Origin of the sequence: Breznakia sp. PF5-3 (assembly GCF_029504745.1) — a bacterium.
GTDB lineage: Bacteria > Bacillota_I > Bacilli_A > Erysipelotrichales > Erysipelotrichaceae > Breznakia.
Genome location: NZ_JAQFIQ010000011.1, coordinates 40445 through 54606 on the forward strand (window position 1 = coordinate 40445; position 14162 = coordinate 54606).

Sequence of the window (14162 nt, forward strand, 5' to 3'; positions counted from 1 at the left end):
TGTAAAGTGTTATTTAAATAAATGATCGTAAAGGAAAAGGGAGGACTAAAAATGTCGAAATACGATAAAAATGAAAATGAAGCATATGTGATTGGTTTAGATATTGGAACTAACTCTGTTGGTTGGTCCATTGTAAATGAACGAAGTAAATTAATGAAGAAAAAGAAACATAATTTGATGGGGGTTACATTGTTTAGTGAAGGGGCGACGGCTGCTGAAAGAAGATCATACCGCTCCAATCGACGAAGAATGCAAAGAAGAAAACAACGAATTACGTGGCTTCAGCAATTGTTTGAAGATTTAATAATGGATAAGGATCCTAATTTTTTTCATTATTTAGATGCAAGTTATTACCACTTAGATGATCAAGTATTGACGACTAAAAGAAGACGCGAGAATAAATATAATATTTTCAATGATGACGATTTTAATGATATTGATTATTATACAAAGTATAAAACAATTTATAATCTTCGCAATGATTTAATGGAGTCAGATGAACAAAAAGATATACGTCTAATCTACTTAGCTATCCATCATATTATTAAATATAGAGGAAACTTTTTGTATGAAGGAAAATCTTTTGAAACAATTGAAAATTCAGCAGAGGAAATATTAGAAGCATTAGAATTAGCATATCAAGATAACAGTTCAGAAAGCTTAGCTTTTATTGATAAAAATAAAGTCATTTTAACACTCAAAGATAAAACTCTTTCGCGTAGTGTTAAGGTGAAAGAAGTATTAACACAAATCAATGGGTTACCTCCAAAGGCAGCAAAAGAAATGGGGAATGCTATTGTAGGGTTAAAATGTAATTTTAGTAAGTTGCTTGAAGATGATTCAGTTGTAATAGATGGAAAAGAAGTTAAGGTAGTGTTAAATAGTGATGCTTATGTGGAAATTGAAGAACAATTGTTAGCACTTATTGGTGATGAAAAATTTGCAATCATTGAACAATTAAAGAGGCTAAACAGTTGGTTTGAATTACAATTTTTGTTAAAAGGAAAACCAAATATTAGTAAGGCAATGCTTGCAAAATATGCGCAGCATCAAAGCGATTTAAAAATATTAAAAGCAGTATATAAATTACTAGATAAAAAGGTATATAATAAAATGTTCTCTATTGAAACAGATCAAGCTGCAAGTTATACAATGTATATAAAAAATGGGAAAGGTAAGAAATGTGATTTAGAGGCACTAAAGAAACAAATCAAGAAAGACGTTAAAGAATTATCAAATAATCACATAGACGAACTTTCGTCAAGACTTGATTCTGAAGATTTCATGCCTTTAATAAATAGTAAGGAAAATGGAGCAATCCCATATCAATTGCACGAAAAAGAACTTATAGAAATACTTGATAAACAAGGAAAATTCTATCCAGAGCTAAATGAGAGAAAAAATAAGATTTTGTCTTTAGTATCTTATCGTATACCATATTATGTAGGACCATTGATTTCTCACCAAAAAGATAATTCTAATTATGCTTGGATTCAAAGAAGCTATGAAAAAATAACACCTTGGAATTTTGATGATGTTGTAGATAAAGATTCATCAGCAGAGAAATTTATCAAACGATTGACCAATTTTTGTACATATCTGCCATCAGAAAAAGTAATTCCAAAGCATTCTTTACTATATAGTGAGTACTGTGTTCGTTCTGAGCTTAATAAAGTAAGAGTAAATGATAAATTATTAGAAACAGATACCAAGAATAAAATTATTAATGATTTGTTTAAGGTAAAGAAAAATGTAACAAGTAAAAATCTACATGATTGGTTGATAAAAGAGAATTATCCTACTATAAATGGAGAATATAGCATCAAAGGCTATCAAGGAGAAAAAGGATTTGAATCATCTTTGAAATCATATATAGATTTTAATAAAATTTTTGGAAATATTAATCAACATAATTATCAAGAAATTGAAGAAATAATTTCTTGGATTACAATTTTTGAAGATAAAAAGATATTAGCTCGAAAACTTGAAATGAATTATAAGAAATATATGGATAAATTTGAAGAAATAAAGAAATTAAAATACCAAGGGTGGTCAAGACTATCTAAAACTTTTTTAGAGGATTTAAAAACTGATGTGAATGGTGAGGATAAATCAATTATTGAAATACTACGAACTACCAATTTGAATATAATGCAAATAATTAATTCGCCAAAATATAAATTTAATGAGATTATTGCTAATTTTAATAAAAATCAAAATAGTGAATTAAGCTTGAATGAAAAAATTGAAAACTTAGCAGGGTCACCAGCAATAAAGAAAGGGATAAGAGTTGCTTGTAATGTAGTAGATGAATTGCGAAAGGTAATGGGATATAATCCAAAAGCAATTTATTTGGAGTTTGCAAGAAGTGATGAAGCTTCTAAGAGAAGTGATAGTCGATTAAAACAGATAGAAAAACAGTATAAAGAAATTTCTTTAAAGGATTCATTATATGGTGAAGCAAAACAAAATCTAAATAATGAAGAGAGAAGTTCCATGCAAGATTTACGAAGGTATTTGTATTATATACAAGGGGGAAGATGTTTATATTCAATGAAACGATTAGACATTGAAAATTTATCACTGTATCAAATTGATCATATTCGTCCTCAATCTTTAATTAAAGATGATAGTATAGAGAATTTAGCCCTTGTTTATTCAGAATATAATCAAGATAAGGGGGATTATAATACAGCTTTAGATGTTGTTCCTCAAAATAAGATTTCTGAAATTCGACAATATTGGGATTATTTATTTCAAAAGAAGCTAATAGGCCCTAAAAAATATAAATCACTAACTACGGCTAATTTTACAGAATATGAAGTCAAAGGTTTTATTAATCGTCAATTAGTAGAAACAAGGCAGATTGTAAAGCATGTAGCTAACATCTTAAAAGATACTTATAAAGAAACTAATATTGTAGCGATTAAAGCACAATTAAATAGTGATTTTAGAGATTTATACAATCTTCCTAAAGTACGAGAAGTAAATGACTATCATCATGCGCATGACGCATATATTAGTTGTGTAGTAGGAAATTACATATTAGAAAGATATCCTAAAATAGAAGCTGAGTTTGCTTACAATGATTATTTGAAAGCTAAAAGAAAATCTGGGAAAGTAAGCAAAGACAAATATGGGTTTATTATTAATTCGATGAAAAATGGATATGTTTCCCCAGAAACGGGAGAAATCATTTGGGATCAGAGCAATATTGAAGAAGTAAAAAGAACGTTGGAATATCGCGATTGTTATTTTAATCATCTAACAGAGCAAGGTAGCGGTGTATTCTATAAGCAGAATGCAGAGAGACATGACACAATAAACAGTAAAGTACCAATCAAAAAGGGACTAGACCCAAATAAATATGGCGGATATAGTGGTGTAGAGAGCGCTTATAGTGCGTTAGTTTCATATACGGATAAGAATAAAGAGAAAATGATTGTAGCGCGAATAACAGTAGAGGATTCAAAATTAATTGAAAATTCTCAATTGGAGTTGTTAGAAGCAATAAAGAAGGATGATAGATTAAAAAGCGGAGAAAATATAAAAATTTTACGTACAATGATGAAGTACCAACAACTAATAGTTAATAATATGAATGTATATATGAGTAGCCCTAATGAATGGATAAATGCAAAACAATTAAAGTTAAGTTGGAAGCAAATGCAAAATTTGGATTTGCTATTTAATATTAAAAAAATAACAGTTAAGAAAAAAGTAGAAGAAGAAGGAATAGACTTAGATGATATTGCTAGAGAAAGCTACTGTGGACTAATAGAAAAAATGAAATCAGAGTATTCACTATATTTAAATATAGTGAAAAATTTGGAAGAACGTATAGATACCTTCTATGAGCTTACCTTGGGAGATAAAGTTGAAATTTTAAAACAAATTTTAATAATCATGAAAAGAGGTCCAGAAAATGGAAACTTAAAAATGATTGGATTGAGTGAACGAATTGGTAGAATGGGAAAAAAGTATACCATTCCTAAAAATACGTTAATCATTGATTCTTCCATCACAGGGATTTTCACTAAAAAATATAAAGTATGAGTTGGCGGAAAGTTGTTGTAACAAATAAGTGTAAGCTATCGTATAAAGAAGGATATATGATAATTCGAAATGAAGAAACTAATATGATACATATCTCTGAGATACATACATTAGTTATTGATACAACGGCTACAAGTATAACTACGCATTTATTAAGTGAATTAGTAAAATCAAAAGTGAAAATTATTTTTTGTGATGAAAAAAGATTACCGTATTCTGAAATAGTTCCCTACTATGGAAGTCATAATTCAAGTAAGAAAATTAGGCAACAGATACATTGGGAAGATGAGAATAAGATATTGGTGTGGACAGAAATTATAAGACAGAAAATCAAAAATCAATCAATATTGTTGAGAAAGCATAAATATGATAATCAAAAATTGAATACTTATATTGATGAACTGCAATTTGCGGATGTTACAAATCGAGAAGGACATGCATCAAAAGTATATTTCAATAAATTATTTGGGCATGGATTTACAAGAGATGATGATAGTGGAGTAAATGCAGCATTAAATTATGGCTATAGTATATTGTTATCAAGTTTTTCCAAAGAAATAGTATCATTAGGATATTTAACTCAATTGGGTTTTATGCATAGAAATGAATATAATCATTTTAATTTGGCAAGTGATTTAATGGAGCCATTTCGTGTTTTAGTTGATGAACTGGTATATAAAAATAAAAAAGAAGAATTTAATTTAGAATATAAAGTTAAATTAATATCTATTTTAGATAAAAAAATGGAATATAAAGGTTCTCAACAATATATATCTAATATTATTCCACAATATCTGGGCAGTATCTTCAAAGCGGTAGAATCAAGTGATATTAACGAGTTGCATATGTTTGAATATTTATGAGTCACAGACAAATGAGAGTCGTTTTGTTTTTTGATTTGCCGATGGTTACAAATGAAGATAAAAAAAGATATAGAAAATTTCGTAAATTTTTGATTAAAGAAGGATTTATTATGGTACAAGAATCAGTATATTCGAAATTGGTATTGAATTCAGGTAGTGCTAGATTTATTTATAAAAAAGTAGACCAAAATAAACCGACATATGGACTTATACAGTTATTAACAATTACAGAAAAACAATATAATAACATTGAATTTGTATTGGGAAAATCAAGTTCTAATATTCTTGATGATATTGAAAGGGTGATAATAATATGAAACTTAAAAGTACACATTTTGAGAGCTGCTTAGAGTTCAATGATAATATTGTTTCCTTAATTGTTGAAGATGTAGCAAAGTTTTCCAATATAATTGAGAGATTTTATATGCATACAAGAAAACTTTCTGAAAAAAGAGAGTTTGTACTTTTGGATTACGAGGAAAATATATTGGATCCTGGGGATGTATGTTGTATCTTTGATGTGTTGAATTTTGATTTTAATCAGAGAAAACTAGTAAATAAGCTTTATTTGAAAATATATGAAGATTACTTTTTTGATGTAGATAATGAAGAAAGGTTTGATAAAAAAATCAATGATTTACAAAATATAGTATTACATGCAATTTCAGAATTTGATATGGATTTAGAAATCACAAATGAAATAGATTTTACTTCAGTTTTGAAAATGTTTAATTTGCGTATAGAACAACAAGACTTTAGTATTTATAATAATTTGATGCGAATTTTAGAATTGATTGTAGAGCTAGAATTATATGCATTAGTTATATTTCCAAATATTAAAAATGTATTAACAAAGCAACAATATGAAGAAATAATAAAATTTATAGTTTATCATAAAATAGGAGTTTTATTTATTGATAGATCTACCAAAACTTTAGAAGCTTATAAAAGTGTTGTTTGTGAGAATGAAAGAATATATTATATTGATGATGATTATGAAGAATATGTTATAATAAATTAAACTATTCACTGGAGTGATGCCCAGAAAACATATCACTAAAAATCTATTTGAGGTTTTAGTGATATGTAATTTTGAATAGTAACAAAACTCATTTACCATAATTGATACACCATCTGGTGTTTTAGTGATATGTAATTTTGAATAGTAACAAAACAGTACACGATCTCGTAGTAGAGGTCTAGAAGTTTTAGTGATATGTAATTTTGAATAGTAACAAAACATTAATAAGTTTATACCACTTACCTAGTGTGTTTTAGTGATATGTAATTTTGAATAGTAACAAAACTCTCCACCTCATAGTCGATTGTGTAAGTATGTTTTAGTGATATGTAATTTTGAATAGTAACAAAACTCTAACCTGGATTGAGAGTCACTTTTGTTAGTTTTAGTGATATGTAATTTTGAATAGTAACAAAACAGAGAGGAATAAAAAAATGAGTTTTAAAATGTTTTAGTGATATGTAATTTTGAATAGTAACAAAACTGGATAATCGTATATTGGGAAATCGAATATGTTTTAGTGATATGTAATTTTGAATAGTAACAAAACTGGCACTATCAAAGCTATTCACTATTGCCTGTTTTAGTGATATGTAATTTTGAATAGTAACAAAACTAAGTTAGTGGAAGATAGCGAAATAGTGTTGTTTTAGTGATATGTAATTTTGAATAGTAACAAAACCGGTTGGTTACAAATCATGGAAGGTGCTGAGTTTTAGTGATATGTAATTTTGAATAGTAACAAAACGACTGTGGAAGTATTTCGCGCGTGCGTGAAAGTTTTAGTGATATGTAATTTTGAATAGTAACAAAACTTTAATCATGATGAAATTTTAGAGTTCATGTTTTAGTGATATGTAATTTTGAATAGTAACAAAACAAACAGGAACCTATACAAATATAGATTTGTGTTTTAGTGATATGTAATTTTGAATAGTAACAAAACATTTGCAACAGCAAAAGCATCTATTGCAACGTTTTAGTGATATGTAATTTTGAATAGTAACAAAACTACGATTTTGATATAGAAACATTTAATACAGTTTTAGTGATATGTAATTTTGAATAGTAACAAAACTTATTCCGACAGAAATGGACGACGATATAGTTTTAGTGATATGTAATTTTGAATAGTAACAAAACATCCTTCTTTGTTGCTACTGCATAAACCTCGTTTTAGTGATATGTAATTTTGAATAGTAACAAAACACCACATATTAACATCTGCTCATGTTGATTGTTTTAGTGATATGTAATTTTGAATAGTAACAAAACAGTTATAAAAGAGCAAATGTATAACTTGCTGTTTTAGTGATATGTAATTTTGAATAGTAACAAAACTTTTTTCTGTGATACCCTTGCACTTCCGCTGTTTTAGTGATATGTAATTTTGAATAGTAACAAAACAACATCAAACACCATATAATATGTGTAAGTGTTTTAGTGATATGTAATTTTGAATAGTAACAAAACATGTGCATAGTAACTAATAATTTCATGCGAGTTTTAGTGATATGTAATTTTGAATAGTAACAAAACTTTAATCATGATGAAATTTTAGAGTTCATGTTTTAGTGATATGTAATTTTGAATAGTAACAAAACTCTATCAAAATTGTATCTCAATGGTATCTAGTTTTAGTGATATGTAATTTTGAATAGTAACAAAACTTATTCCGACAGAAATGGACGACGATATAGTTTTAGTGATATGTAATTTTGAATAGTAACAAAACAACGTCAACATCTAATCTCGCGTCTAGTTCGTTTTAGTGATATGTAATTTTGAATAGTAACAAAACCGTTTTGTCTTCACTTAGAACAATGTGGGTGTTTTAGTGATATGTAATTTTGAATAGTAACAAAACACAAACGAAGATGTTCTTAATGGCTTACGGTTTTAGTGATATGTAATTTTGAATAGTAACAAAACAAAAGATGGCGAAGATAAAGCTACCCCAAGGTTTTAGTGATATGTAATTTTGAATAGTAACAAAACATTCTACATCAATGATACAACTGTGATTAAGTTTTAGTGATATGTAATTTTGAATAGTAACAAAACGTGGTTTTCATTTTTTACCTCTTTCTTTAAGTTTTAGTGATATGTAATTTTGAATAGTAACAAAACAAGAGCAAGAGTATTTATGGCTTCGTTTTAGTTTTAGTGATATGTAATTTTGAATAGTAACAAAACTGATTAAATGTCATGACACCAATATTCCCGGTTTTAGTGATATGTAATTTTGAATAGTAACAAAACTAAGTTAATAGAAGACGCCGAGCTCGTCGTGTTTTAGTGATATGTAATTTTGAATAGTAACAAAACTCTAAATCGAATTTTATAATTGTATCAACTGTTTTAGTGATATGTAATTTTGAATAGTAACAAAACGCAAAAGCTTGAGGGATTGCCGTTAATAGCGTTTTAGTGATATGTAATTTTGAATAGTAACAAAACGCTATAATAGAAACAGTTAAATAAGGAGCTGTTTTAGTGATATGTAATTTTGAATAGTAACAAAACGTCGGTATCTTCCTTATTTAGTTTTGACCTGTTTTAGTGATATGTAATTTTGAATAGTAACAAAACGAAAGCATTAGGGCAATTATTTGCTTTAGTGTTTTAGTGATATGTAATTTTGAATAGTAACAAAACATCGGAAAACACACTTGACCCGTGCCGATTGTTTTAGTGATATGTAATTTTGAATAGTAACAAAACCAAAAGCTTGAGGGATTGCCATTAATAGCAGTTTTAGTGATATGTAATTTTGAATAGTAACAAAACGATAAATTAAGAGACGACCAAGCACAAATAGTTTTAGTGATATGTAATTTTGAATAGTAACAAAACAAAATCAATTAACAATGCTTTCGCAACAAGGTTTTAGTGATATGTAATTTTGAATAGTAACAAAACTCTTTACCAGTGTTACTAGCTGCTGACTGAGTTTTAGTGATATGTAATTTTGAATAGTAACAAAACTGAACAAGAAGAAAAAGAAGTTGGAATCTTGTTTTAGTGATATGTAATTTTGAATAGTAACAAAACCAAGAGTGAGGGTAAGTTTGTTGCCCCATGGTTTTAGTGATATGTAATTTTGAATAGTAACAAAACAACATCAACATCTAATCTTGCGTCCAATTCGTTTTAGTGATATGTAATTTTGAATAGTAACAAAACGAAAGTCAACTTCTTCCATCCATCTGACCAGTTTTAGTGATATGTAATTTTGAATAGTAACAAAACTAAAAATCTAATCGTCATTTGTCCGCAAGAGTTTTAGTGATATGTAATTTTGAATAGTAACAAAACTCTATTGAAAAATTTTCATACCAAGTCGTTGTTTTAGTGATATGTAATTTTGAATAGTAACAAAACCATAAGAATGATTAAATGTCAAATATTTAAGTTTTAGTGATATGTAATTTTGAATAGTAATAAAACTGCAGTAAAAGATTTAGAAGATGGGGATTGTTTTAGTGATATGTAATTAATGAATATTTGAAAAAGAGGCAGTAATTTATTATAAATTACTACCACCATTTAATCATATTTTTTTATTGCAGATTTTAAAATGCTTTTAATTTCCGTTTTGATTTCTGCTGGCTCTAAAACAGTACAATATTTTAAATATTGCAAAGACCAGTAAATGATTCCTTCTTTACTAGATGTGATTTTGGCTATAAATGTGTTTTTATCTTTTTCTTCCTTAATAAATGTATTAGTACCAAATGTATCTATTACATCATCTAATATGGTATTGTTACAGCGGAGTAATACATTTACCTCATTACCACTGTACATGTATAATTTAGATGTTATATATTCATAAGAGTTAAATTCTTCTTCGTAGAAAAAGGATTTTTCTTTTTCTATGATAATATCTTTCATTTTATCAACTCGATAGTGGGATAAGTTTTTATATTTTTCATTGAATGATATTAAATAGCAACAACCATTAGCATAGACAATATCATAAGGAGATACTTCATATTGTTTTTCTCTACGTGGTATTCTTTCTTTTTTGTGATTGTATTTTGTATATATGAAATTGATGGGTTTACGAGCTTGTATCGCTTCTAGTAACAAATCAATATTTAAAAAGAATTGTTTATTTTGAGATTTTCTATAATTCTTTGCATATACTCTATTTTTAAAATCATTTGCAACATATTTATTTTGAGTAGACAATAGTTTATTAATTAAGTCTTTGCTTAAAGAGTCTGGAATAATATGAGAAGAGTGAATACTATGGCACAATAGGTTAATTTCACTTCTTTCAAATTGTCGATCAATCAAATAATAACCAATTCCGTTGTCTTTATAATCACTGATATCATACCCAAAATTCTGCAAGAGTTTTATATTGCTATATAAAGTTCTTCTTTCAATATTCATGGAATATTTTATTTCTAATAATTTAAGAATTTCTTCTTTTCTTAAAATATGATTTTCATCACTTTCATGTATTAAAATATCTAATAAAGCTAATACTAAAGACTTCTTTTCTTCCATAGTTTTACTCTCTTTCTGTTGTAATTATAAAATAACACATGGCACAAATAATGTACAGATGGGTTGATAAAATAAAGTGGTAAAAGGAGGATTTATTATGTTTATTACAATAGTTGGAATACAACAGTGTTTAGGGATAGATTTGTTTCGAGTTGGAGCTAATTTTCAATTGGAAAAGGATCCAACCAACATATATGATGAAGAAGCTATTTGTGTGAAAAATATAGATGATGTAGTTGTTGGATACGTGGCTAATAGTGTGCGTACGGTTGCTAAAGGGTGTAGAAGTGCAGGAAGAATTTATGATTTTATTGAGGATAATCAAATAATTGAAGTTCGCTTTATTGTAGGGAAATCAGTAATTGCAGAAATTAGACAATAGAAATTGAAATTTGATTTTGAATGAAAGTACTTAATTATATAATTATTTGAGGGGGATGATAATATGAAATTTTCAGAACTTATGTGGATTACAATAATTGGAGTATTAATTATGATAATTATTGCGTATATGGATTCGAAGTATTTAAAGCAAAGTATAAGTAGGCATATTGAATCTAATAACCCAATAATTGGATTATATTCAAAAATATTTATTGCAATAATAACCACTGCTATTGCAATACAAGCAAATTCAATAATGGAACAGCAAAATAGAGATAGTATTAAAGAAACAGCACCATTATTTGAAATATCTAAAATAAATAACTATGAAGACAAAAGATATGAAGAAGTTTTCAAACTAGAAAATTCAAAAGGAATAGCATCATATTTGAATTTTCGAAGATTTGATAGGTATAGTTTTTCATATCAAGGTAATAGTGTAGAACATACTATGCTAATAAGAAATATTGCTTCAGATAAGGATGATGGTGAAAATGAATGGTACTATATTCCTGAAGTGCAAAAATTAGATGAAAATGAAATAGTTGGATTGTTTGAAAAATACATATTGGAAAAAACTGGAGAGAAAATTATCATATATCATGAAAGATATTATCAAGTTGATTTTGTCGATTATAAAAACGAGATGTTTAATTACTATTTTACTTATAATAACCAAACAAAATTAGCCTTTATTGATAGTGAATCATATTATAATTATCATGGAATAAGGCAGGGAGCACCTTATGGAGGCGGTTTTGTGGTAACAAATAATGATGATATCGAAAAAGAAGTCGAATTTTTTGTTGATAATATGATTGCTTACTATAATAGTAGAAATTATTCTAATTAAGCAAAAAAGATAGTTTCTTTGATTGCAATCAATCATTAGAAGCTATCTTTTTATTAATGTGATTATTCAATTAAAGGTACACAAAATTCACACATGTGATTTTTGATTTTCCTCATAGTGTATCTTTCTAAAATTGGTCTTTGATAATCTATATTTAAATTAGCAGTTAATTCTTTTATATTTTCCCAAAAGCTATGAACGCCTTCTTGGGTATGTTCTACTTCAAAAATGGCATAGAGTCCATCATCAATTTTTCTAGTCTTTAATCCCTCTACTCCATCTTCACCTGTAATCAATCCGACATCATATCTTAGTTGATTGGGCGGGGTATTATTAGGATCATCCAATGCGATTCCTAAGATAACTAATTGGTCATTAAAAAGGTCTTTGGACTTTATATGTTCTTTTAATGATTCCATTAGTTCTATATTCTTTGAACCATAAGGTCCAATTCTTCGCATATAACTTATAGTTATATTTGTAAACTTTTCTTTTCTCATAAACTTTTCTCCATTTCTAATTTGCTGATGTCGACTTCAACAATTGCATCATAAGTGCTATTAAAATGAATTTCAACTTAATTTTTAAAAAGATGATTTATAATCAAAGGAAAAGAAGTAATGAAACTTAATAATTCAAATAAATAAAATATAAATTGACAAACTGGTTATAACCAGTTATTATGATGGTGAAGGCAGAGAAATATTATTTCTTTGAGTTTGTAGTAGAAAAGTTAGAAGTATTGAGAGAACAATCATATTTTTTTACATTAACTGGTTATGACGTTATGATGTTTAGAAAGGAGGTGTTGTATGAAAAAGCATTTGGAACTTTATGAAAAAGTGAAAAGTCAAATGGAGAGTCAGATGGCAGATGATGGTGGAATCGAAGAAGCAGCTAGATGTTGTGCAAATTCAATCATGAAAGATCGACTCATTCATGTGTATGGCTGTGGACATTCGCAAATGTTTGCGATGGAGATTTTCTATCGAGCAGGGGGACTTGTGCCTGTCAATGCGATATTGTTACCGCATGTGGCACTTTCACCCAAAGCAAAGCTTAGTACTTTCCAAGAGCGTGTTGAGGGATTCTCTCAACTAGCTTTAGAGCAATATGATACACATGAAGATGACACAATGATGATTATTTCTATTTCAGGTAGAAATGCTTCGGTTATCGATATGGCTTTGGCTGCTAAGGCAAAGGGAATGAAAGTTATTGCTTTAACTTCAAAAGCATTTAGCGATAAAGTTACATCACGACATTCAAATGGGAAAAACCTTATTGATGTTGTTGATGTTGTAATTGATATTAAATGTGAATATGGAGATGCATGTTTGAGTTTGCCAAATTATAAGAGCAAGTTTACGGGAACAAGTACAATTCTTGGAATGTTGGCAATGGATTGTATCACTTCAAGAACAATCGAACTTTGTTATGAAGAACATGTTGAACCACCAGTGTTCATAAGTTCTAATACAGATGGGGGAGATGAAGTAAATCTTGCTCACTTATCTCGATATAAACATATGGTTGATGGATTTTAACTTGTATTAAATACTACTATAGGCTGATGAACTTCAGATGAATGAAAGAGGTGAATAGGGATGAAAGCATGGGAATCGTATTTTGACGTCATGCAAGGTGTAATTGATAAAATTAAGCAAACGCAAGGAGACAATATTATGCGTGCTGCTGAGCTTCTTGCAAAGACGACTGAACAAGGTGGATTAATTTATGGCTTTGGTGTTGGTCACTCGTATCATGTGATTGGTGATGCGTTTTGGCGGGCTTCAACACCAGCAAATTACTATGCCATTGTTGAGCAGAGTGCTACTGGTAGTACAGAGATTACCAAAAGTAATTGGGTAGAAAATACATATGATCTTGGTAGATATGTTGTAGATTATCATCGTATTACACCAAACGATTGTATGATTATTATTTCTAACTCTGGTAATAATATTATGCCAGTAGATGCAGCAATACGCGCAAAAGAGAAGGGAATACCAGTGATTGCCATTACCGCAGTAGATTATAGTGAATATTTAAAAACGAGACATCGTGATAATGTGAAACTAAAAGATATTGCAGATGTGGTATTGGATAACTGCTCACTTATAGGTGATGCAGCAGTTGAAATTGATGGATTTGGAATGAAGGTAGGTGCTACAAGCACCATACCAAATGTGTTCTTACAAAATGTTATTTTATGTCAAATGGTTGAATTGCTAGTAGAAAAAGGGATTGAACCAGATGTTTATTATAATGGACACTTGACGCTTATGGATGAAAAATACACAAAACATAATCAAAAAATGGTGGATAAATATTTCTATAAGATTCGTAATCTATAAAATGAACTTTTGAAAGACAAACTATTAGATGTCAATAGCTAAATAAAATTAACTATAATCTATCAAAAAAGTGCAATTGTCTTGCTTCAGAGGTGAATCCTCTATAA

Annotated in this window: 10 protein-coding genes and 1 CRISPR repeat array; of the genes, 8 read left to right on the top strand and 2 right to left on the bottom strand. The window is 28.4% G+C overall.

The window, feature by feature from the left end; genetic code table 11:
• The first annotated feature begins 51 nt into the window (after nucleotides 1-51).
• The 4 genes from cas9 to csn2 are packed head-to-tail and all read left to right on the top strand — an operon-like array spanning nucleotide 52 to nucleotide 5940.
• A complete protein-coding gene (gene cas9, locus M2475_RS04125) occupies nucleotides 52-4056 on the top strand; it encodes a type II CRISPR RNA-guided endonuclease Cas9 (protein ID WP_277489766.1) in 4005 nt (1334 codons plus the stop codon).
• Complete coding sequence (gene cas1, locus M2475_RS04130) at nucleotides 4053-4919, top strand: type II CRISPR-associated endonuclease Cas1 (RefSeq protein ID WP_277489769.1); 867 nt, start codon at nucleotides 4053-4055, stop codon at nucleotides 4917-4919. The genes cas9 and cas1 overlap by 4 nt, the downstream gene beginning before the upstream one ends.
• 11 nt (nucleotides 4920-4930) lie before the next feature.
• Complete coding sequence (gene cas2 / locus M2475_RS04135) at nucleotides 4931-5236, top strand: CRISPR-associated endonuclease Cas2 (protein ID WP_277489771.1); 306 nt, start codon at nucleotides 4931-4933, stop codon at nucleotides 5234-5236.
• Nucleotides 5233-5940 (top strand): type II-A CRISPR-associated protein Csn2, encoded by a 708-nt coding sequence (gene csn2, locus M2475_RS04140; protein ID WP_277489772.1) that lies wholly within the window; start codon nucleotides 5233-5235, stop codon nucleotides 5938-5940. The genes cas2 and csn2 overlap by 4 nt, the downstream gene beginning before the upstream one ends.
• 52 nt (nucleotides 5941-5992) lie before the next feature.
• Nucleotides 5993-9455: a CRISPR direct-repeat array (repeat unit 36 nt; unit sequence GTTTTAGTGATATGTAATTTTGAATAGTAACAAAAC).
• A gap of 34 nt (nucleotides 9456-9489) precedes the next feature.
• On the opposite strand, the gene M2475_RS04145 is transcribed toward csn2, so the two are convergent.
• The gene (locus M2475_RS04145; RefSeq protein ID WP_277489774.1) at nucleotides 9490-10461 is read right to left on the bottom strand and encodes a WYL domain-containing protein; all 972 of its coding nucleotides are present in this window, start codon (nucleotides 10459-10461) and stop codon (nucleotides 9490-9492) included.
• Between the two features lie 97 nt (nucleotides 10462-10558).
• Between M2475_RS04145 and M2475_RS04150 the strand changes: the two genes are divergently transcribed.
• Together M2475_RS04150 and M2475_RS04155 are read left to right on the top strand one after the other, a co-directional pair.
• Nucleotides 10559-10843 (top strand): hypothetical protein, encoded by a 285-nt coding sequence (locus tag M2475_RS04150; RefSeq protein ID WP_277489775.1) that lies wholly within the window; start codon nucleotides 10559-10561, stop codon nucleotides 10841-10843.
• Nucleotides 10844-10906: 63 nt separating this feature from the next.
• Entirely contained in the window at nucleotides 10907-11698 is a 792-nt protein-coding gene (locus M2475_RS04155; protein ID WP_277489776.1) for a hypothetical protein, read from the top strand.
• 62 nt (nucleotides 11699-11760) lie between these two features.
• Here the strand turns inward: M2475_RS04155 and M2475_RS04160 are convergent, their stop codons facing one another.
• Nucleotides 11761-12198, bottom strand: a complete 438-nt coding sequence (locus M2475_RS04160; protein ID WP_277489777.1) for a GyrI-like domain-containing protein — start codon at nucleotides 12196-12198, stop codon at nucleotides 11761-11763.
• A gap of 312 nt (nucleotides 12199-12510) precedes the next feature.
• Between M2475_RS04160 and M2475_RS04165 the strand changes: the two genes are divergently transcribed.
• The gene (locus M2475_RS04165; RefSeq protein ID WP_277489778.1) at nucleotides 12511-13245 is read left to right on the top strand and encodes an SIS domain-containing protein; all 735 of its coding nucleotides are present in this window, start codon (nucleotides 12511-12513) and stop codon (nucleotides 13243-13245) included.
• Nucleotides 13246-13305: 60 nt separating this feature from the next.
• Nucleotides 13306-14055: a sugar isomerase domain-containing protein gene (locus M2475_RS04170; protein ID WP_277489779.1), complete on the top strand. Its 750-nt coding sequence runs from the start codon at nucleotides 13306-13308 to the stop codon at nucleotides 14053-14055.
• Nucleotides 14056-14162: the final 107 nt, after the last annotated feature.